At 42.5% G+C, this 21,298-nt stretch carries 25 protein-coding genes and 1 riboswitch; of the genes, 9 read left to right on the top strand and 16 right to left on the bottom strand.

The window, feature by feature from the left end:
• Positions 1–399: 399 nt before the first annotated feature.
• Complete coding sequence (locus LC455_RS22155; protein ID WP_223594039.1) at positions 400–1,599, bottom strand: phosphoglycerate dehydrogenase; 1,200 nt, start codon at positions 1,597–1,599, stop codon at positions 400–402.
• Positions 1,600–1,667: 68 nt separating this feature from the next.
• A riboswitch (ZMP/ZTP riboswitch) is annotated at positions 1,668–1,746 on the bottom strand.
• A 60-nt stretch (positions 1,747–1,806) separates the two neighbouring features.
• Positions 1,807–2,724 (bottom strand): DMT family transporter, encoded by a 918-nt coding sequence (locus LC455_RS22150; RefSeq protein WP_223594038.1) that lies wholly within the window; start codon positions 2,722–2,724, stop codon positions 1,807–1,809.
• Between the two features lie 279 nt (positions 2,725–3,003).
• Here LC455_RS22150 and tagU point away from each other — a divergent pair, with 279 nt between their 5' ends.
• Both tagU and LC455_RS22140 read left to right on the top strand, forming a co-directional pair.
• Complete coding sequence (gene tagU, locus LC455_RS22145; protein ID WP_223594037.1) at positions 3,004–3,945, top strand: polyisoprenyl-teichoic acid--peptidoglycan teichoic acid transferase TagU; 942 nt, start codon at positions 3,004–3,006, stop codon at positions 3,943–3,945.
• Between the two features lie 153 nt (positions 3,946–4,098).
• Positions 4,099–5,022 carry an N-acetylmuramoyl-L-alanine amidase family protein gene (locus LC455_RS22140; RefSeq protein ID WP_223594036.1) on the top strand — a complete coding sequence of 308 codons (924 nt, stop codon included), beginning with the start codon at positions 4,099–4,101 and terminating at the stop codon, positions 5,020–5,022.
• A 117-nt stretch (positions 5,023–5,139) separates the two neighbouring features.
• Here the strand turns inward: LC455_RS22140 and LC455_RS22135 are convergent, their stop codons facing one another.
• From LC455_RS22135 to LC455_RS22125, 3 genes are read right to left on the bottom strand one after another with little or no spacing between them, the layout of a single operon-like run.
• Complete coding sequence (locus tag LC455_RS22135) at positions 5,140–5,772, bottom strand: YcnI family copper-binding membrane protein (protein WP_223594035.1); 633 nt, start codon at positions 5,770–5,772, stop codon at positions 5,140–5,142.
• A 16-nt stretch (positions 5,773–5,788) separates the two neighbouring features.
• Positions 5,789–7,414 (bottom strand): copper resistance protein CopC, encoded by a 1,626-nt coding sequence (locus LC455_RS22130; RefSeq protein WP_223594034.1) that lies wholly within the window; start codon positions 7,412–7,414, stop codon positions 5,789–5,791.
• Positions 7,411–8,004, bottom strand: coding sequence for a DeoR family transcriptional regulator (locus LC455_RS22125; RefSeq protein ID WP_223594032.1), 594 nt, complete (start codon positions 8,002–8,004; stop codon positions 7,411–7,413). Before LC455_RS22125 ends, LC455_RS22130 begins: the two co-directional genes overlap by 4 nt.
• 211 nt (positions 8,005–8,215) lie before the next feature.
• On the opposite strand from LC455_RS22125, the gene LC455_RS22120 reads away from it, so the two are divergent.
• From LC455_RS22120 to LC455_RS22105, 4 genes are all read left to right on the top strand, one after another.
• Positions 8,216–8,659 carry a hypothetical protein gene (locus LC455_RS22120; RefSeq protein WP_223594030.1) on the top strand — a complete coding sequence of 148 codons (444 nt, stop codon included), beginning with the start codon at positions 8,216–8,218 and terminating at the stop codon, positions 8,657–8,659.
• A 158-nt stretch (positions 8,660–8,817) separates the two neighbouring features.
• Positions 8,818–9,036 (top strand): DUF1659 domain-containing protein, encoded by a 219-nt coding sequence (locus tag LC455_RS22115; RefSeq protein WP_223594028.1) that lies wholly within the window; start codon positions 8,818–8,820, stop codon positions 9,034–9,036.
• A gap of 100 nt (positions 9,037–9,136) precedes the next feature.
• A complete protein-coding gene (locus tag LC455_RS22110) occupies positions 9,137–9,355 on the top strand; it encodes a DUF2922 domain-containing protein (protein ID WP_223594026.1) in 219 nt (72 codons plus the stop codon).
• A gap of 260 nt (positions 9,356–9,615) precedes the next feature.
• Positions 9,616–9,753, top strand: a complete 138-nt coding sequence (locus tag LC455_RS22105; RefSeq protein WP_223594024.1) for a YvrJ family protein — start codon at positions 9,616–9,618, stop codon at positions 9,751–9,753.
• A gap of 88 nt (positions 9,754–9,841) precedes the next feature.
• Here LC455_RS22105 and LC455_RS22100 read toward each other — a convergent pair whose 3' ends face one another.
• Complete coding sequence (locus LC455_RS22100) at positions 9,842–10,366, bottom strand: hypothetical protein (RefSeq protein WP_223594023.1); 525 nt, start codon at positions 10,364–10,366, stop codon at positions 9,842–9,844.
• A gap of 41 nt (positions 10,367–10,407) precedes the next feature.
• Positions 10,408–10,548 carry a hypothetical protein gene (locus tag LC455_RS22095; protein WP_223594021.1) on the bottom strand — a complete coding sequence of 47 codons (141 nt, stop codon included), beginning with the start codon at positions 10,546–10,548 and terminating at the stop codon, positions 10,408–10,410.
• 94 nt (positions 10,549–10,642) lie between these two features.
• On the opposite strand from LC455_RS22095, the gene LC455_RS22090 reads away from it, so the two are divergent.
• Complete coding sequence (locus LC455_RS22090; protein ID WP_223594019.1) at positions 10,643–11,239, top strand: DUF421 domain-containing protein; 597 nt, start codon at positions 10,643–10,645, stop codon at positions 11,237–11,239.
• Between the two features lie 66 nt (positions 11,240–11,305).
• Here the strand turns inward: LC455_RS22090 and LC455_RS22085 are convergent, their stop codons facing one another.
• The 3 genes from LC455_RS22085 to LC455_RS22075 all read right to left on the bottom strand — a co-directional run bounded on the left by LC455_RS22085 (position 11,306) and on the right by LC455_RS22075 (position 13,117).
• Positions 11,306–11,731: an OsmC family protein gene (locus LC455_RS22085; RefSeq protein WP_223594018.1), complete on the bottom strand. Its 426-nt coding sequence runs from the start codon at positions 11,729–11,731 to the stop codon at positions 11,306–11,308.
• Between the two features lie 198 nt (positions 11,732–11,929).
• Positions 11,930–12,520 carry a YiiX/YebB-like N1pC/P60 family cysteine hydrolase gene (locus LC455_RS22080; RefSeq protein ID WP_223594016.1) on the bottom strand — a complete coding sequence of 197 codons (591 nt, stop codon included), beginning with the start codon at positions 12,518–12,520 and terminating at the stop codon, positions 11,930–11,932.
• 12 nt (positions 12,521–12,532) lie between these two features.
• Positions 12,533–13,117: a YdcF family protein gene (locus LC455_RS22075; protein ID WP_223594014.1), complete on the bottom strand. Its 585-nt coding sequence runs from the start codon at positions 13,115–13,117 to the stop codon at positions 12,533–12,535.
• A 379-nt stretch (positions 13,118–13,496) separates the two neighbouring features.
• Between LC455_RS22075 and LC455_RS22070 the strand changes: the two genes are divergently transcribed.
• Both LC455_RS22070 and LC455_RS22065 read left to right on the top strand, forming a co-directional pair.
• The gene (locus tag LC455_RS22070) at positions 13,497–14,561 is read left to right on the top strand and encodes a DUF3231 family protein (protein ID WP_223594279.1); all 1,065 of its coding nucleotides are present in this window, start codon (positions 13,497–13,499) and stop codon (positions 14,559–14,561) included.
• A gap of 80 nt (positions 14,562–14,641) precedes the next feature.
• Entirely contained in the window at positions 14,642–14,827 is a 186-nt protein-coding gene (locus LC455_RS22065; RefSeq protein WP_223594012.1) for a hypothetical protein, read from the top strand.
• A 204-nt stretch (positions 14,828–15,031) separates the two neighbouring features.
• Here LC455_RS22065 and LC455_RS22060 read toward each other — a convergent pair whose 3' ends face one another.
• The 6 genes from LC455_RS22060 to LC455_RS22035 all read right to left on the bottom strand — a co-directional run bounded on the left by LC455_RS22060 (position 15,032) and on the right by LC455_RS22035 (position 21,293).
• Entirely contained in the window at positions 15,032–16,039 is a 1,008-nt protein-coding gene (locus LC455_RS22060) for a MupG family TIM beta-alpha barrel fold protein (RefSeq protein ID WP_223594010.1), read from the bottom strand.
• On the bottom strand, positions 16,036–17,397 hold the full coding sequence (locus tag LC455_RS22055) for a PTS transporter subunit EIIC (RefSeq protein WP_223594008.1): 1,362 nt from the start codon (positions 17,395–17,397) through the stop codon (positions 16,036–16,038). Before LC455_RS22055 ends, LC455_RS22060 begins: the two co-directional genes overlap by 4 nt.
• 77 nt (positions 17,398–17,474) lie before the next feature.
• A complete protein-coding gene (locus tag LC455_RS22050; protein WP_223594006.1) occupies positions 17,475–18,329 on the bottom strand; it encodes a MurR/RpiR family transcriptional regulator in 855 nt (284 codons plus the stop codon).
• 15 nt (positions 18,330–18,344) lie between these two features.
• Positions 18,345–19,244: an N-acetylmuramic acid 6-phosphate etherase gene (gene murQ, locus LC455_RS22045; RefSeq protein ID WP_223594004.1), complete on the bottom strand. Its 900-nt coding sequence runs from the start codon at positions 19,242–19,244 to the stop codon at positions 18,345–18,347.
• Between the two features lie 122 nt (positions 19,245–19,366).
• Positions 19,367–20,218 carry a Cof-type HAD-IIB family hydrolase gene (locus tag LC455_RS22040; protein WP_223594002.1) on the bottom strand — a complete coding sequence of 284 codons (852 nt, stop codon included), beginning with the start codon at positions 20,216–20,218 and terminating at the stop codon, positions 19,367–19,369.
• Between the two features lie 178 nt (positions 20,219–20,396).
• Entirely contained in the window at positions 20,397–21,293 is an 897-nt protein-coding gene (locus LC455_RS22035; RefSeq protein WP_223593999.1) for an acetamidase/formamidase family protein, read from the bottom strand.
• Between the last annotated feature and the right edge of the window lie 5 nt (positions 21,294–21,298).

Here is a 21,298-nt window from a genome sequence, read left to right as displayed (position 1 = left end):
AAATTTTTTGTAGTTTTATTCCATTAAAACATACATCCAAAAACACATATATGATTTACATCACTCTTGTGTTGTTTTCTAGTTTAGGGCCAAGCTCTTTAAATTTATGGGTATTAAAAAACTAAAAAAAGACGACCTTTAGCATTCAATAGGTTTGAATGAAAGTCGTCTTTTAAAATTTAAGGATAATTAAGGACATTTTCCTTACTTCCAAGGCTAGTTTTGTCCTTAAGAAGCGTTATTAAGGACATTTTACTTGCTCCCGAGGCTAGTGTTGTCCTCAAGTGGCGTTATTAAGGACATTTTGCCTGCTCCCGGGGCTAGTTTTGTCCTTAATGACCGAAGAAGAATGCCTAGGACTATTTTCAGCGCCCTTTAAATTTAATTACTTTTTCTTATTTATATAACCCGGACGTTAACAATACCCGCAATCTGCTTAATTTTTTCCTCCAAGCTAGGAATGATATCGCCGTTTACTTTGTTATCAATATCAATGATGGTATAGGCATAATCCCCTCGGCTTCTGTTGACCATGTCTGCGATGTTCAATTGGTAGCTTGAGATCGCAGAGGTAATCTGGCCAACCATATTAGGAACATTATGATGGAAGGCTGCGACACGGCGCTTTCCGGTATATGGCAGGGAAGCGTTTGGAAAATTGACTGAGTTTTTGATGTTTCCTGTCTCAAGAAAGTCCTTCACCTGACGGGCCGCCATAATCGCACAGTTTTCCTCCGATTCTTGAGTAGAAGCACCAAGATGAGGAATAGGAATAGCATTTTTCATTTTTAGCACATTTTCATTCGGGAAATCGGTGATATACTTGCCAACCACACCGCTTTCCAGGGCCGCGGCCATATCAGCTTCATTCACAAGCTCGCCGCGTGAGAAATTCAATATATGAACGCCTGGCTTCATCAGGCTAAAAGTGGCTTGATTAAACATTTCCCTTGTATCATCCGTTAACGGAACGTGGACCGTAATATAATCAGACTCTGCAAACAACTGATCAATCGTCATCGCTCTTTGAACATTGCGGGACAAGTTCCAAGCCGTATCAACAGAGATGAACGGATCAAACCCAATCACATCCATATCTAAATCAAGCGCATCATTTGCAACAAGCGCGCCGATCGCACCCAGGCCAATAACACCTAGGGTTTTCCCCTTAATTTCTTTTCCGACAAATTGCTTCTTTCCTGCTTCTACAAGCTTTGGAATTTGCGCACCCTCGCCTTCCAATGTCTTGGTCCAGGCAATTCCCGCAAAAAGATTTCGGGATGAAGCCATCAAAGAAGTCAGCACCATTTCTTTTACCGCGTTCGCATTCGCACCAGGGGTATTAAAGACAACGATTCCTTGGTCCGTACATTGAGTAACCGGAATATTATTGACACCCGCTCCTGCACGAGCAATGGCTTTGACCTTGTCGCCGATTTCCAATGTATGCATGTTAAAGCTTCGAACCAAAATAGCATCTGGGTTTTCACAGTCATTATCGATAGCAAATTGACCCTTTTGAAAAACCTTAAGCCCGCTTTCGGCAATATTATTAAGCGTTTTAATCGTTTTTACCTTTTCTAAAGTTGTTGTGTTCATCCTTATTCTCCCCTTTTCGCTTGTGGTGGTTTCCTAGAAAACAGAAAGAGGCAAGGGATAAAATCCCTTACCTCTGCCCAGGCGAACGGCTGCGACACTATGTGCTCCCTCACGGTGATCCGTGTTTCGCCAGTTACACATAGCCTTTTTCATTTATTCTAATTTACCAAATTGTCAATCAACTTTCAACCCCTAAAATAATTGTTCTTAGGTTACATCAAACTTTTGTGGCTTCTTTGCAGCCGCCGACTGATGCTTTGACCCTAGCAAATTAACAACAATGACACCGGCAATCGCAATCGCGCCGCCGTTAATCGAAATCAGAGTTGGCCATTCATTCAGCCAAATTCCCGCAACGAGTATAGCAACTACCGGTTCAATATATAACATGCTCGTAACAGAGCCAGCCCTTCCCGCCCCGAGTGCGATTGCCCATGTGACATAACCGATTGCTGTCGGAAATATCCCAATATAAAGCGCAGATAGATTAGCCTCCATTGTAGCATGCTTGATATCGTCAAACAGCCCTGGGAAAAATATAAAAAATGGCAGCGTTCCGGCCCATGTGAAATAGGCGGTTAATTCCATTGAGGTATAGCGTTTCAAAAGTGGTTTTTGATAAGCAAACAACACCGACGTTGCCACAGCGGCCATGAGCACCAAATAGGAGCCTTTTGATATTTGAAAGGACGGACCTGCTGTTGCCATTGTTATCAATCCAATCCCAATAAAACCTAAAGCTAATCCAATCCAGCCAAAGAACCCCATGCGTTCTTTTAAAATAAATACCGAAATAAGTGCGGTAAAAATGGGTGCAGAAGATACTAACATACCTGCCGTTGCGGCTGATACGGTTTGTTCACCAAACGTAACCCCAATATGGTAAATACTGATGCCGACCCATCCAAGAACCAATATTCGCAGCAGATCCTCTTTTTTCGGCAGCCTGAATTTTGTCCCCGGCCATAAGGCATAAACAGCAAAAAGGGCCGATGCAATTAAGTAGCGGCTGAGAATCAAGTGTCCGGAGGAATAGCCCCCCTGCAATCCTACCCGAATCGCCGCAAAGGTCGAGCCCCATATAATGACAGTGATGGATGCCATGATAAAAGCTTTGGTGTTCAATTCTTCTCACCTCAATCCAATATATACAACCTCAAGATTATCATGGGAGAAGAATAGTTACAATAGTTTGAATTGTCGGGATTTCAGGTTCATTTACCGTAGAAGCATAATTTTTTTCTTTTGGGTAATGAAACAGTCCTACTCGTATGTTTCTATTAAGTTAGTCCAAAATGTACTCACTTTACCATTTCCATATTTTATACATATCACTCGTGTCATAATTTTGCTAAACTAAATAGCAATTGTAATAAACTTTGTAAGTTTTTAGGAGGTTTTTTTATGAGATCTCAAAAAAGGAAAAGTAAAAAATGGATGAAAGTGACCAGTGCCATTCTTGCCATTATGTTACTAGGTGGAGCAGCATACGGGTACACTGTATATAAATCTTTAAATAACGCGGTTGAAACAATGCATCAGCCGATTGAACGAACACAATCTGCAAAAAGGGAAAAGCCTGTCGAAGTGAAGGCTAAAGATCCATTTTCAGTCTTAATGCTTGGTGTGGACGAGCGTAAAGGAGACAAAGGCCGCTCTGATACGATGATTGTGTTAACCGTCAACCCTAACAACAATTCCGTGAAAATGCTCAGCATTCCGCGTGATACCCGAACCGAGATTGTCGGAAAAGGGAAAGAAGACAAGATTAACCACGCCTACGCTTTTGGAGGAGTTCCAATGGCGATGGATACCGTTGAAAACTTTCTTGATATTCCAATTGATTATTACATTCAAGTCAATATGGAGGGCTTTACGGAAATGGTCGATGCCGTTGGAGGCGTTACGGTCCAAAATGACCTTGATTTTACCCAAGATGGCATTCATTTTGCCGAGGGCAAATTAACGCTAAACGGCAAAGAAGCCTTAAGCTATACAAGAATGCGACATGAAGATCCTAGAGGTGACTTTGGCCGTCAATCAAGACAGCGGCAAATCATTGAAGGAATCGTCAAGGAAGGCGCGAGTCTTTCAAGCTTAACCAAGTTTTCCGATATTATTACCGTCCTTGGTAATAACGTTAAAACGAACCTGACATTTGATCAAATGGTCGCCATCCAACAAGGCTATAAGCACGTAGGAACTTCGATTCAGCAAATGGAATTAAAAGAACAAGGAAAAATGATCAATCACGTCTATTATGGATTGGTTTCAACTGAAGAAAAGCAGCGCGTGAGAAATGAATTGAGGACACAATTAGAATTATCAGGGAATAGCGAAAGCTGATTGGATAAGATCCAATCAGCTTTTTTACATCCTTTTTTTCAAAAAGATTAAAATTAGATGAAAAAAGATTAAAAATGGTTAAAAATTTTAATTTACTTGTTTGATATTTTAATAGTAAAATACTCTAGAATCAGATAAATAGGGGGCACTACATTGAAAAAAACATTAAAAGCTGTAACATTAGTAGCAGGTCTTACACTCCTTTCTTCACCAGTATCATCCTTCGCAGCAACTAGCGGCACCACTGCAGTTCAGTACCATAATCAGTGGGTAAAGAAAGGCACTTACTGGACATATTACAATGCAAAGGGAGCTTTACAAAAAGGCTGGCTGGCGTTGAACAACAAGTGGTATTACTTTGATGCAAATGGCTACATGAAAACGGGCTGGGTTTCAGTCAGCAACAAATGGTATTATTTCGATGCCAGCGGTGCCATGAAAACCGGCTGGGTTAAGGTTTCCACTCAATGGTATTTCCTTGATGCATCAGGTGCAATGAAGACCGGCTGGGTGAAATCTGGTTCTGATTGGTATTATATGAATCCAAACGGAGCAATGAAAACTGGCTGGCTGCTAACAGGCGGCAAGTGGTACTACTTAAATCCTACTTCCGGCAAAATGGCGCTTGGCTGGAATAGCATTAACGGAAAAACTTATTATTTCTACAGCAATGGAAGCATGGCAGCCAATACAACGATTGAAGGTAAGCAAATTGGTGCTGACGGTGCTGTTATACAAGGTAACCCAACATTAAATAAATTGAACGAAGTTGCTGCTTCATACGGCGTAACAGTTGAATTTGACGCAGAAACAGAGGCGTACTATTTATACCATGGTGAAGAAATCATCGGGTTGGTTTTTGCTGATGGGTACGTAGATGGTGATTCAGCATATGGAGAGTTATTGAAAAAAGTGGCCCTTACATTAGGTTTACCGGCAACTGAAGCTCAGTTAAATGATTACGTTTCACAAGCTCAAGCAAGTGAAACTGGTGAAATCGATACTGGCTCTATCTATATTTATGCAGATGAAACTGAACTATTGATCGTATGGGGAGATACTTATTCAGCTGAGTAAGACCCTTATCTTTAAACCACCCACTTTGCTGGGTGGTTTTTGTTGTTTTAAAAAAATCTTTTGACCATTCAAAAAAAAAGACCTATTCAGCTTCTGAATAAGTCATTTTTAAACCATTTATTTCTTACGAGCCGCTACCACAAGCGCGCCCAATGATAACACCACTGAAATAATCGACAAAATCAATGGAAGTGAATTAGAATCTGAGTCTTCCTTAACGTCTGCTGCTTTAACCTCTTCTTTTTTCGGTTCTTCCATTTTCGCATCATGATGATCAGCCTCGGCTGCGCCCGCCACGATATCCGTAATCGAATGAGGGGAATCCGCTCCTTCGTCACCTGTCCATTCTACAACACTGCCGTCTTTGTAATATTGAAAAGCATCCCAAGCAGCCTTGCCTGCAGTGTCAGGGTTTTTCCCAACGAACGTGAAGGATTGGAATTGTCCAGGCAAAATACCCTCGCCAGTTGCTTCAAACGTAAATGTTTTAACAATGCCCTTTTCATCTTTTTCATCGGAATACTTCCAGCCAGGAACCGGCTGGTATGACTTAATTTCAATTCCGGCTGGCGCCTTAATGGTAACCTTTGTCGTCGCTGATTCTTTTTCAACTGGAACCTTAACGGTATACGTTTCCCAGGCACCTGTTGTTGAAGTTTTTGGAACGACCGTCACGTGCGCACTTGCGACACTCGCGAATAAGAATAACCCTAAAACTGTTGGTAAAAATGCTTTTAAAATGCGTTTCATCCTCATATCTCCTCTATTATTGGCTCCCTACAAGAACCCTAAAATCAGTATCCATTGTTTCTAAATCCTTGGTCAGGACGTGAACACGGACGTTCCAGCGGCCCGACATATTAAAATTCAACCCTATTGAGCTGTATTTGCCATCCTTGATCTTCGATAAACGGACCGTGTCTTCCCCCATCTCCATTTCAAGCGAAGTAAACGTCAGCGTGACCTGCTCAACCGCCTTAATCGGTCGGCCGTTCCGGTCTTTCAAGGATACCTCGAAGGTATTTTTTCCAATGACATTGGGTGTCGCCGCAAACGTGATGCTGCTTCCTTTAACTTTATTCGTTTCCTTCACAGGCCCGGGCGACGCCATTGCGGTCGGCAGATTCGTCAGGATAACAGACAGAATCAGAACGATGATTCCGGCTGACATTTCCCCCCATAACGAACGTGCAATTCCATTATCATTATTACGCTTTCCTTTTAAAAAATTAACCCCCGCAAACAGCACCATGATGACTAGGAGCAGCACCTTACCAAGCAAAGCCTTCCCGTAATCCGTAACGAAAAGCGACCGCCAATTTGGAATGTACAGTAAGCTGCCGTAAACACCGGTTGCGGATAATATGATCACGATGGCAATTCCCCATTTGGAAAACCGGCGGACTGTTTCAAAATAGGCTTGTTTTTTTCGCAGTGGAAGCAAGGCAATTAGGGCTATTAAGCTGCCAATCCAAATGGATGCCGACAGTAAATGAACAAAGTCCATGACCAACGGAAGAAAACCGCTTTTGGAAGAGGCTGCGTGGCTGGTAAAGGTCTTCGTCCTTAACATCCCGATGCCAAAGGCAAGCGAAATCCATACCCATATTTGTTTTTGAAAAGGTTTATAACATACTAAAAATGTTGACGGCCAGAGAATCAGCAGCATCACAATGGCTGTGATCCATGTTTTCCCAAACACACTCTTCGTCAACAAATCCCCTAATACTTTAACGTGGAAGACCTTCCCCCACGATAAACCCGATTCAATCGTTGCCTGGAGCGGCAAGCTCATAATAATGCTGAAGCATAAGGCTATGAACGAATAGACGATTACTTTTGTAAAACGATTTCGAACCCATGTGTCCTGACTCAATTCCTTTGGAAGGATGAATAGGTAAAAGAACAGAATCCCGACAAATCCGGCGCTGCTCATATATTGCAGCCAGCGAATCAGGATTAAATCCAGTTTGGGCTTATACCCTTTTGACCCCTGAGTGGCGGCAGAACTTTTCGTATCGTGCCCGATTTGGAAAGGAATAACCCCTTCAACCGGGTGGCCATCACCGGATACCACTCTCCATTGGATGCTGTAGGTATCGTTTGGCAGGTTGCTATTTAAGTCCGCCTCGATGATGGAAGGATCATTCGAATTGATTCTCTCATTCTTTTGGTCCACCCGCTTTCCATTCGAATCAAACACCTCGATTGAATGATAATCAGGCTGAATTGGTTCATCAAACTGAATCGTTATTTTTTGCAGCGGTTCATCGAAAACCTCATTTTCTGTCGGCGTCGATTTTTTAATATAGGCATGGGCGGAAGGAAAGTTCGGAAATAGAAAAATAAATAGGACCGGAATAAGGAGAAGAAAATTCCTGCTTACTCTCATTCGACCATTCCCTCTCTATTGTTGCAGCAACAGCCCTTTTTGCCGTTCATTCTTGCTTGGGTTTCTTCAATCGCTTCCTCAAACGAAAGAATCATTCCGCCAAAACCCTTTTGAAATTGCTCGGCCTGTTTGAGCGAAGCAAACGTCAATACTTGCGGCTGGCAGCAATTCAAATTAAAATCCGCATCCATTAAAAAGTACGCCATTTTTGCGCTAATGGTCGTATTTTGAAGGAAATCCCGGCATATAATTTGCGAGACCTCTTTTTCAATATCTTTAAATCTTAATAACCCGCAATGTGGACAGCAAAGCTGTTCTACCCTTAAATCATGAGTGATAATTTGAAACGGATGACGGTTATTTCCTTCTTTGAGACAATATGTACATGCGGTTGAGGAAACATCCACAGCCGGCGCTAAACTGATTCCACCGGTAGTTTTGATGATTTTTTTCTCATCTATAAGCGGCTTAATGTCTCGATAAATAGTCATTTCAGAGACCTGGAGACGCTTACTGATTTCTGTAATCGAAAGCGTGCCTTCTTTTTTCAGCCATTCTAACAATTGTTGTCTCCGTTCTATTGGCAGCATTCTCGCACCCCCTATTGTTAGGTTAAATTACTTTTTCTCTATAAACAACATCTAAATGTGAATAGAATGTGAAAAAACAACAACCTTTTCACACTTTTTAACATGATATTAACAATATGCACCGTCTTGCAGGACTATGACTAAAGTTGGATAGGTAACATAATTCTCAAAAAAGTATCATATATTGCTTTTAAAAAAGGGGGAGAAGGCAATGGTACTTTTGTTAAGCATACTGTTAGTTTTTCTCCTAACGAGTTATGTTACCTACCTAACGTATCAAAAAAGGAAAAGGATCACCACAATGACGGGCATGATAATTAGCATGTCGAGCTCGATGATAGCAAGCGTCACCCTTGGGACGATTTTAGGCATCAGTCTCCAGGATAATGATTTAACCCTTCCCACAATTATCGCAGTAACGATAGGAATGCTGGTCGGACATCTAACTGGAAAACCCGTCTCCCTTACCGCCTCATTAAACGGCGTCCTATCGGGAATCATGGGCGGAATGATGGGGGCGATGCTGGGCGTGATGTTAAATCCCAACACCGCTGCTGCAATGATTTACTTTATCATCGTTGTCTTTGTTTTTGTTAATATTCTGCTCATTCTATTAATCCATGAACAAACACAACTCTATGGGAGGAAACCATAGAGTTGTATTTGTTATTCAAATTTATTGGGCGCCACCCCTTTTCATCAAAGAGCGGCTTGCATAGCCGCTCTTTTTTCTATTTAAAAAAATAATTCCTCTCCACCCTATCCTTGCCGCCGTTAAATTCCTATATAAAAGGTGAAAGGAGGTGAGAGACAATGGCACAAACGTTATTAGAAGGAACAAAGCTTCGAATCGTTTTCGAAGCCGGAATGGACGAAAAGGGCAAACAACTTTACAAAGCCAATACGTTTAGCAATATCAACAACCAAGCAACGGCTGACCAATTATACCAAGCAGCCCAAGCCATCACCGCACTAACCAGCGACGTTCTAAACAAAGTAGAGCGAAACGACAGCTCCGAAATCCTAGCATAGGATTAGGTGTCAATGGTGTCAGGCACTATCGATGTACATTTGTCCACCTGTAGTGGACACCATTAATAAGCGGTAACTTTATTGATAGGAGGTGAAGAAAATGGCTAAAACGTTGGAATTACAGTTTGGTACGGAGTTTGGCAAGACTGCTCGTTTTTCGATCGATAATCCAAAGGAACCGGTTGATGAGGCGGTTGTTAAACTTTCGATGGCACAAATTATTGCATCCGGGGTTTTCGCTTCTGCCAGCGGCAAGTTAGTGGAAGCAAAAGGAGCAAGGGTCGTCGACCGTAATGTAACTGAATATGAACTTGTTTAAATAGAAAAGCGGAAGTGCCTTGACCAGGGAAAAAAGCAGTTCATTTTTTCCTAGGGGTGACAAGCATAAGACAAGCCGGCGGAAAGGTTGTTCTTTACCTTTTCGACGGATTGGCTTATGACCTCGAGCCCCTAGGCGCTGCAGCTGGACAATTCTCAAAGTCGAAATTTATTTTTTCATATTAAAAAGAGGCCGGATTCTCGTCAACGATGAAGCCGGCCTCTTTTTACAAACACATAATTAGGAAAGGAGCGAATACCGTGGATCAGATTATCCCGATCATTAACGAGGTGGGATTCCCCATCGCGGTGACCCTCTTCTTGCTTTACCGCGTTGAGTCAAAGCTTGATATGGTCGTCCAGTCGATTCAGGATCTTCCCGACAAAATGAAAGTGTAATTTTGCATCAGTGGTTGTCGTAAAATATCTACGTGACTCAATTCGGTCGTGATCTGAAAAACGGTCACGTAGAAACGGTCTACGTGACTCAATTCGATCGTGATCTGAAAAAACGGTTACGTAAAAACGGTCTACGTGACTCAATTCGATCGTGATCTGAAAAACGGTCACGTAGAAACGGTCTACGTGACTCAATTCGGTCGTAATCTGAAAAACGGTCACGTAGAAACGGTCTACGTGACTCAATTCGGTCGTGATCTGAAAAACGGTCACGTAGAAACGGTCTACGTGACTCAATTCGATCGTGATCTGAAAAACGGTCACGTAGAAACGGTCTACGTGACTCAATTCGGTCGTGATCTGAAAAACGGTCACGTAGAAACGGTCTACGTGACTCAATTCGATCGTGATCTGAAAAAACGGTTACGTAAAAACGGTCTACGTGACTCAATTCGATCGTGATCTGAAAAACGGTCACGTAGAAACGGTCTACGTGACTCAATTCGGTCGTAATCTGAAAAACGGTCACGTAAAAACGGTCTACGTGACTCAATTCGGTCGTGATCTGAAAAACGGTCACGTAAAACAACTTATACAAATAATTTCGTTTCAAATAAATGAAATTACCCCCATTTTAAAATGGGGGTTTTGATTTCACTCAGGATTATCAATTGGTTTTCGTCGTGGCTGGGACCCAGCCAGTTTCTCCTTGGACCTTGGGTCAATCTCTTCCGTCCGCGTCTGCCAAATGCTGTATTTAATCGAATTTGGCGGATTTGTGCTTTCATTTGTCATCCATGCCCACCTCCATTAAATATAGTTTCTACAATAAATAATTTGGATTATAAGTGGAAAATTATATAAAAACATATTTTTAGGAGCTGAGTAAATGGATCTTTCCGTCATTTGGAAATCGTTAATTTTAATTGCAGCAGGGACTCTCCTGCTAAGAATTTCCGGCAGAAAATCGATTGCCCAAATGACCTTGGCACAAACCATTGTCATAATTGCCATTGGGACAATCATCGTTCAGCCAATTGTCGAGAAAAGTGTAACAAAAACCATCGCAGCTGCTGCCGTTTTTGTTGCAACTTTATTAATTTTAGAATACTTACAAATAAAGTTTAATTTTTTTGAAAAACTTCTAACTGGCAAATCCAAGGTTGTGATCGAGAATGGCGTCCTGAATGTGAAAGCTTTGAAAAAGCTGCGGCTGACCGTTGACCATCTAGAAATGCGGATGCGTAACGAGGGCATCGCAAAAATAGAGGATATAAAATACGCCACACTTGAACCTAACGGCCTGCTTGGATATGAACTAAAAGATGATGCCAAACCAGTCACAGTCGGCGAGCTCAAGAAAATCCTAGACCTCTATTTTCCTAAAGCGATTGCTGACAACACGGCAATAAATAAGGAACAGCCAAATATTTTCACAGAAATTAATCAACAATCCAAACAGGACCATCCGGACTACTTACAATAAGGTTTGCCCTTAAGTCCAAAAATGCAAAAGGCCCTCCTCACCTAGGAAGGGCTTTTCAGTGGCAATCTAAATTTGGTTTTCCCCTTTAACCCCATTAATAGAATAGCTGACGGTTATTTCGGCATTTAGGGAATGCGAAACGGAACAATATTTATCCTTCGACAATTGAATCGCCCGTACAACCTTATCCTCAGGCAGCTGCCCTTCTAGCGCATAATGAATGTTAATACCTGTAAACCGCTTTGGATGTTCCTCGGCACGGTCGCCTTTAACCTCCATATGAAAAGACGAAGGCTCAAGCCGCATCTTATGCAGGATGGAAATAATGTCGATTCCGGTGCAGCCCGCAACTGCCTGTAGCAGCAGTTCCGTCGGCCTGGCGCCGGAATTCTCTCCCCCTACCTCGGGAGCCGCATCCATGGTAATTTCATGTCCGGAAGGCGTCACACCCGAAAAGGCCATTTTCTCTTTCCATTTAATCGTTAACTCCATATCCATACCCCTTTCTCATGATATTCTTACCAATCGGGCAATTCCATATTTAAACTTTGTCTATTTTTCAAGGTGCTTTGTCTATTTTTCGGGGGTTTTGTCTATTTTTGAGGGCACTTTGTCTATTTATTTAGCCGCTTTGTCTATTTTTATGGCTGGATTGTCCATTTAAATAAAAATTGGAAATTCCCCCACCGATTACGGCTGAATTTCAAACAACGGCCTAACCTTCGCATCCGCGGCAATATGCTCTGGAAAAATAAACCCCATCGGATCGCGACCAAATACAATATCCATTTGCTTGAAACATACATCTACAAATTCCGAACAAATAAACGCCTTATCATCCTTGTGCTTGCCAATCCCTAAACCGACACGGGCCACAATCCTGGCGATTTCGTCTTTATCATAATTATAATTCAGCAAGTCTACTGCATTTCCGAGCATTTTATTGATTTTTCCTAAATCAAAATGAGGATTGCCCACCTCTTCATGCCGGGCCAGGTACAATTCACCTTTATACTTTTTGTTACTATTTTCATAATTATAAAGGTAATGAGACAACGGAACGGCCCTGACCCCATCATTCTCAACGCTTTCTAAAACTACTACGCGATCATTCCAATAGCATAACAAGGCCACATGGCTAAACATCGAATCTGAAACCTTTTTGATCAATTCACTAACAATATGGCGGCCGCTGCAAAATAACAGGTCCCCTGTCCTGATCTCTTGTCGTGCCAATTGATACGGCAGCTGCTTAACACCAATGAATTTACTTGTCCCCATCAGATATCCCCCTCAATAGTTCTTCCCTAAGGCATACCCCGCCATTTTTATATATTCATTAACGGTAATCATGATGCTTTTGTTATTACTCCACCATTTCGTCTTGTTAAAATAACGATCCTTCGCCCCGGCGTAATAAAGCTTGATTCCACTTTGTTTAAAGTCGCGGTCAAAAATCATTTTGACTCTTTTCATATGATAATTGGACGAAACCACAATGGCAGAATCGATTGGATAAGATTTAATGACCTTCCGGGTGAAATCAGCGTTTTCATAGGTGCTATCGGCACGTTCCTCCAAAATAATTGCACTTTCCGGAACCCCAAGCTTTAATGCATGCTCTTTCATCAACTCGGCAGCCGTCACATCGTTATAGATGATGCCGCCTGAAATAACAAAATACTTGCCATATCCCTGATGATACAACTCAGCGGCTTTTTCCACTCGTTCGCCGCGGTCCCCGCTTAAAACAATAATCGCGTCTGCCTTTTGTACAACGTCATCAACAGTCAGGAACTTCCCGGCATTCACCAGCAACAGGAGCAATACCACTACCAACGCTATTAAAATAGTAAATCTCTTTTTAAGTTTAATCATGATATTAACCAAATTCCTTACTAATGAACTTATAAAACTATTATATCCAAAAGAAAGGCCGAGTCCAAAGTGGTTGGCAAAACAACTTTGAAATCAGCCCTTTTGTGTAAGCAACTTTTTACTTTTAGTTAATCCTTTTGTCTTAATCGCTGCACAAGGGCCAAAGATCCTCCAAGGATTAGGAACAGGATACCTGCATGCAGCCAATTATACACGCTCGTTGCCGTCTTCGGTAATTCCGAATCTGAACTATTTCAAAAAATTCGTTTGGTAGATATTTCAAGTTTTTGCACATAATTCATTTTCCCCAACAAACGAATAAATTTTTTCAAAAGGAGAAATATAACTAAAAAATGGTAAGGTGAATGTTTTGGCAAAAATGATTAAACCAATAAAGATTGGTTCCAAAAAAACTACTCCCGTCGAAAAACTTTTAGTATCAGAAAAAGTTTCCGTATCCGAAAAACTAACGGCAGCCGAAATAGGGAAGCTTTGGGTAACTTATATGGGAAATAGCATGTCTAGATGTATTTTAAGATACTACCTGCAGCACGTAGACGATGTAGATATAAAAAAACTGCTGAATCATGCTCTATCGTTAGTAACGGAATTTTTGAGTTCAATAGAAGGAATTTTTAAAAAGGAAAACTTTCCGATCCCTGCTGGTTTTTCTGATGAGGATGTAAATCTTGATGCTCCCAGATTATTTGAAGATCAGTTCTACGTCCATTATTTAAAATATATCGCAAAAACGGGGCTCAGCATTTATAATGTGGCGATTCCTCTAATGTATCGAGAGGATGTAAAGGAATTTTTTATTCACTGCTTGAATTCCACCATTGAATTGATGGAACACATCAATGATTTATTAATGGAAAAAGGCTTTATTATGAAACCGCCTGCCATACCGCTACCAGAAAAGGTAACATTCGTCCATCAAGATTTTCTAAATGGGTATTTTGGTCAAGTACGGCCCTTACACGCTTTAGAAATCACCCATCTTTATGACAATATTGAAAATAACGTGACGAGCAAAGCGCTGATCTTAGGTTTTAGTCAAGTAGCAAAATCGGAAAAGGTCCGAGATTTATTTTTAAAAGGCAGAGATATTACACATAAAGATTTAGATCGGTATATGCATAAGCTGAATGAAGAAAACTTACCTGCGCCGTCATTTCTTGACCATTTAGTCACAACATCTACCCATGCTCCCTTTTCGGATAAATTAATGCTGTTTCATAAGGTAGATATGTTCTCAATGAAGATTCGGTCATTTGGAAATTCTGCAGCTGTAAATGGACGACATGATATCGGGTTCATGTACACAAGAGCGTTAATGAATATCTCATTGTTTGTAGAAGAAGGGGCAAAAATCATGATTAATAACGGCTGGATGGAACAGCCGCCCGAAGCGGTCAATCGGGAGAACTTAGCATCAAAATAAAATGTGCTTCCCGTTTAATCTATGAAAAACTTGTCCATCCTTATAGTAAGAAATAGATTAAAAATTTGGGAGGCTTCAAGATGGGGAGAGAATTAATAAGTATTTTTAATGAGCTAAAACTAGTTAAAAATAAGGAACTGAATGAATGCAATGAGGAGCTTAGCAACGAAAATTATAACTCCATCGTCAAAAAAGCACTGCTTGCCTACAAACACGAACTTCTAGAGAATCTCGAAATGTATGACCACTATCTTGATTTAAAATAAGAACTATAAAAACAAAAGACTCCTGTAAAATGGAGTCTTTTGCTTTCGAAAAAATCCATGGGGGGAGTTCCTTTTACTCGCTAAAAAGTTTGAAATACTCGCCAAATTTCTATTTTACTCGCCGTTTAACGAATTTACTCGCGAAATTTCCTATTTTACTCGCCAACACCAAAACAAAAAAACCAAAGGAATATATCCCTTGGTTCAAACCTGAATTAATTTCACCATTTGCCCAGGCTGCAGTAAGGAAAGCAGCGGCAAATCGGATTCGATAACCCTACCAACTACATTCACCCGCTCATCAGCCGGCAGATCATGAAGCGCGATTTGCACCTCGCCACGATAACGGCCATAACGGTCATTGTCCATCGTAATCGTTCCCTTTGGCCGCTCCCCCGTATTCTCAGGGACTACTGCCTCCGAACTTCTCGTATCCATGAATCTTAACACATCGCGGGAAAAATCAGGACGTAGCCGGAACTCACCTTCTTGGAAACCTTCAACGTGAATCGGAATCAGGCCATTATGATCAAAATCCAATAACCTCCCAAGAAGCTTCTCACTTACCTCGGGATCGCCGATATAAACATCACAGGCACCAGCTCGGAACAACTCCAGTGCTGCCACAAACGGATCAACACCACGATGCGCTTCCAAAGTCGGCAGTCCTTCAAACAGCGGACCGCGTTTCTCGCCGTCCCCAGGAATATACGCACTAACCGGAATGCCATACCGTCCAAAAAGTTCATTTTGCGCTCTAAAAAAGGATTCCGATAATCCCGTTTCGCGCCTTGGATAGAAATTATGCCAGGCAAGCAGCTGACTTGCCTCAAGCCCGCCATCCAACAGCGCCCTCAGCTCTTCTTCAAACATAATGCTGGCATTAAGCGCGAGCTTAAAATCCTTCGCTAACTCCAAAATCGTTTCATTATCAAAAAAATCATCCAGTCGTAAACCGCCAACCCCTAAGGATTTTAACGAAGACAGGCTCTCCAATCCCAAATGCGCAGGCGTTCGCGCCGACACATCCGCATAAACCTCGATTCCAGCTTCCTTTGCGGTTTGCAGCAATCTTTTCGCACGACCCGCTAAATCCCCGGACTCTTCAGGGATGTGAAGCGAGGTAAACGCCCGCTTCACACCCATTTCTCCTGCCAAAATAATCCGCTCTTCCGCCAAAGGATCATTTAAATAGAAGGAAATGCCGATCAATCAAATTCACCAGCCATCTCATCCTTGAAACCGAATAAATACGTGAACAGAAAACCAGCTGCATAAGCAATAACGACTCCTACTAAATATAGCAGCACCTGACCAGTTACAACTAGGAAGGCAAGCGGTAAACCAGATACCCCTACTGCGATCGTCGCTACATGGAAGGCTGCCTGGAAGGCACCGCCGACACCGGCTCCTAAACAAGCCGTTAAGAATGGACGTCCTAATGGCAGCGTCACACCGAAGATTAACGGCTCACCGATACCAAGAATACCGGCAGGAAGTCCCCCGCCAATCGCTCTTTTTAAGCGAGTTTTCTTTGTTTTAAAATAAATCGCAAATGCCGCACCGACTTGGCCTGCACCGCCCATTGCCAGGATTGGAAGAAGCGGGTCATCGCCTAATGAATTGATCAATTCCAGATGAATTGGGGTTAAGCCTTGATGCAAGCCCGTTACAACGAGCGGCAGGAAGGTTGCCCCAATGACGAAGCCTGCAACAATCCCACCCATATCAAGTAAGGACGTTAATCCTTTTGTAATTGCATCGGAAATAAAACCACCAAGCGGCATAAAAACAAGATAAGTTACAATACCAGTAATCAATAATGCAACCGTTGGTGTAATAAATAAATCAAGTGATTGTGGAACAAACTTGCGAACTCGTTTTTCAACAAGGGCAATGAAAATAGCGGCAAATAGGACACCGATCAAGCCCCCGCGTCCAGGAAGCAGCGCTGTATCAAACAATTTGATGCCTGCAACAGCTGGGTTAATAATTAAGATACCGGCAATCGCTCCAAGTGCTGGTGAACCGCCGAATTCTTTTGCTGCATTGATCCCCACTAAAATACCAAGGTATCCAAACAAACCGCCGCCAATGACAGACAAAATCGTAGCCAGCTGCGAATCTCCTGCCAGCCATCCCGCCTGAACGATCGCTTTCGTGATCCCTGTGATCAAACCGGATGCGACAAGAGCCGGGATTAACGGAATGAAAATACTAGAGATTTTTCGTAAAAATAGTTTAAATGGAGTGGCATTCTTTTGGTTAATTTCCGCCTTTTTGCTCGCGGCCTTTTCTTTCAAATTAATTCCGCCTGCTGCATCTATTAATCTGCCAAACTCCTCAGTCACTTTATTTACTTTTCCAGGGCCAAGGATAATTTGCAGAGTTTCCTCTTCGACTACCCCAATGACCCCTTCTATTTTCTTAATGGCCGCTTTATCGATAATCGAATCATCATTCGGTGTGACACGAAGTCTTGTCATACAATGTGTGTAATTGCCGATATTCGCAGGGCCGCCTAATTGTTCGAGAATCTTTTCTGCTAAAATTTTATTTTCTCCAGCCATGTTCTTTCCCCTCTCTCTGTTGTTTTATTTTTTAAAAAAAGTCAACGGAATGGACGTCACATCACCCCCCGAAAGGACTATTTACCTTCCTTAATAAACCGGATGGCTTCTCTTGTTTTATCAATCGAGTTGATTGTGTCTTCATATTGAACCGTAGCCATCGATAAAAACAAAATATCCATGATATATAACTGGGCAAGCCGTGATGACGTGGCGGCACTTCGGAAAGGCGCCTCGCCAGAATAAGAGGTAAACAGTTTAATATCCGCCAGGGATGAGACCGATGATTGTCCGTATTTCGTTAAACCAATCGTTTTCACGCCGCGTTCTTTTGCCAGTGTCATAATTTTTATCACTTCAGAGGTTTCGCCTGAATGGGAGATCCCAAACACGACATCCTCCTGACTGGCATTCGCGATTAAAGTAGCGACAAGATGGGTATCCGTGAAAGCGGTCGCATTTTTATGAATCCGAAGGAGCTTTTGTTGAGCGTCCTTCGCAATAATGCCAGATGCGCCAATGCCAAAAAAATGAACATTTTGCGCAGCCGACAAAGTGTGAACAGCACGTTCCAATTCCTCATAATTGATCATCTCTTCGGAATCGCGGATACTTTGGATGCTGTTCGAGGTCGTCTTCTGAACAATCGAGAAAAACGATTCACCCGGCTCGATATCACGATAGCCTTGTTCGACCGGCTTCACTAAATCCCCAGCGATCCTCACTTTTAAATCTTGAAAACCATTTAATCCTAGTGACTTACACAATCTGATAACCGCGGCACCGCTTGTATGGGCCTGCACGCCAATGTCCTGCACGGTGCTGTTTAAAACCGTTTGCGGATTCTCAAGAATAAACTCAGCAATTTTTCGCTCTGAAGCCGGAAGCTGTTCCAGCATATTTTGAATCATTTTTAAACCGCCTGCTGCCACACCAAGGACCACCTTTTACATTTGGATTGCTTTTTTTACATAACCGTTTGCTTTTATTAATAATTGTTCTGCTTCTTGTTTCGTTGTATTCGTCTTAATCATGACAATTGCCGTTTTCACCTGCAAATCGGCTTGTTCTAATGTTTCGGAAGCCGTTTCATAGGAAACTCCGGTAATTTTGCGGATGATGCCAATTGCGCGTTCCTTCAGCTTTTGGTTGCTCACATGAACATCCACCATCAAATTTTCATAAGCTTTTCCTAAAAGAATCATCGAGGAAGTGGAAATCATATTCAAAATCATTTTGTGGGCTGTGCCCGATTTCAGACGCGTCGAACCGGTTAATACCTCTGGACCGACAATGACTTCAATGGCTTGATCGGCTTCTTTGCTAATCGCCGCATTTTTATTGCAGGAAAGTGCGACGGTTTTCGCGCCAAGGCTACGTGCATAGCGTAGCGCTCCAATCACATAAGGCGTCCGGCCGCTGGCTGCGATGCCGATGACGGTATCGTCCTTTGTCAGCCCCAACTCTTTCAGGTCACGCTCGCCAAGCTCTGGCTGGTCCTCTGCCCCTTCTACTGCTTTTAAAAATGCGCCCTCTCCCCCTGCAATCAGACCTTGAACCATTTCAGGATCCGTGCTGAAGGTCGGCGGACATTCGACGGCATCCAGTACGCCTAAACGACCGCTCGTGCCTGCGCCCATATAGATGAGGCGTCCGCCTTTTTTAAAGGAAGCTACTACAAATTGAACTGCTGCCTCCACTTCTGGCAACACTTCCTTGACCGCTAATGCGACCAATTGATCCTGCTCATTCATGATTCGTAATATATCAAAAGGATTGGCTGTATCGATCTGCATCGATTGTTCATTTCGCGATTCTGTCGTTAATAATTCGAGATTTTCGTTCATTGCTGCGTTCTCCTCCTGTTAGTTTGTCTAAGATGTAAGCGATTACCCGTACCCTTATTATATTCCACTTGAAACGACATTTCAATATTTTTATGAAAATATTGAAATATTATTTTAAAATCTTATTCTAATAAATAACGGCGAATCGCCTGGGCAACCCCCGCTTCATTATTTCCCCCGGTCACCTCATCCGCCAATTGCTTCACTTTTTCCGGTGCATTTCCCATGGCAATTCCCAGGCCAGCTGCTTTAAGCATAAGCGAGTCGTTATAATTATCCCCGATTGCCGCGGTTTGCGAGATGGGAATCCCGAGTTTTTCGGCGAGTTTGATTAAGGCGGAGGCCTTTGTCACTCCAATCGGGGTAATTTCTAAATTAAGAAAATCGAAACTGCTGCTGATTTCCATGTCGACGATTTGTTTAGAAAAATCATGGAGCTTGTTTTGATCATCAAAGACGGCAATTTTAGTAATGCCTGGTGTATGTTCCTTCAGGTATTGATAAATATTACCAATCACCTTCACCTGGCACTGGTTCCGGAATTGCTCGCAGTTTTGCCGGCTGCCCCCTGAATTTTCAAGAGTAGGAATGTTATTTTCAATCCATCTTTCGTTCCATTTATTCACTTGCGGAACCAGGAGCGTATCCCCTTCATAAAAATGCGCATAAATCCCCTCTGCCTCACACAGTTCCCAAAAGTTGATTAACGATTCTATGGAAAAAACGGATTGCGCACTGATTTCTCCGTTCTCATCCATGAGGATCGCCCCATTATAAGCAATGATTGGCTCACCCTTAAGGCCGATGGTACTGGCAATCCATTTGGTCGAAAGCGGGGTGCGGCCGCTGCAAATCACGACTCTTCCGCCCCTTTGGCGATACTCCTGGATTGCCTCGATCGTCTCGGTAGCAATTTCCTTTTGATCGTTTAATAATGTCCCATCTAGGTCCGCTGCCAATAGTGGATACTTCATTTTTAATCCCCCTTCGTAATGTCATTTTAGTATTATTATATTTTTTGTGGAATTATATTTCAAAATAGAATTTGGATGGAGGACTGCGAGACTCTTTAGAATTGATTGGACGTTTTTTGGGGTGCTTTGGACATTTTAACAATAACTAGAAAAAAAACCGAAGGAAAACCCCCTCGGTTTAAAAAATTCCAGACCCATACTTCCCCAAAACCCACTTTGGAAAAAGAAACCGTGCTGTGACCAGCGGGTCCACCACCTGGCAGATTTGCGTCTGGCCAACGGCACTGCACAACATATTGATTTGATTAAAAGAAAGATCAATCCGATCCTCCAAAAAGGCAACCATGTCTTCTACTGAGCGCTTAACCGCCAGGTCCAGCGTCTCCTCAGAGGCAATCGTACTAATAAATTCTTCCGATTCCAAAATCGGATTTTCAATACTAAAGCCTTTAATGACCTTTAAAGTGACGGTTACCTTGGCAGCAATTTCAATTCCCGTCACGCCAATTTCTCCGTCCCCCATAGCAGCATGCAAATCGCCGAGCGCAAACAGCGCACCATCTGCATGAACCGGAAAATAAAGGGTAGCCCCTGTGGTAATCATTTTATTATCCATATTGCCGCCATGAGAGCCTGGCGTCCCACAGGAAACATCTCCATCCTTCGGCGCCACCCCGATTACCCCAATCATCGGGTTTAAAGGGAATTCAATTTTATCATTAAAAACCGCCTTGCCATCACGAATAGGGATGAGCTTCGCTTCGAATTCTTCAATACGGTCACCAAGTACCCCCATACCAGGACTAACCGCCATTACCCCTTGATCTGTAAGCTCGATCTCATCAATCGTAACAGCAAGAATATCGCCGGCCTCAGCACCCTTCACAAAAATAGGGCCGGTCGCCGGATTGACCTTATCCCAATCCATCGCATGATAAGAAACATCCTCTGAAACAATCTGGTTCTCAAAACAATCACAGGTTTCGATGACAACCTGTGTGCCGGAATCCACCTGTAAAACCGGTTTGTTTTCCTTACTAAACGCATAAATCAAATTGGACCGACTAACTAACATAGTTC

The organism is Neobacillus bataviensis, assembly GCF_019969725.1.
This window is presented reverse-complemented; position numbering and strand designations above follow the sequence as displayed.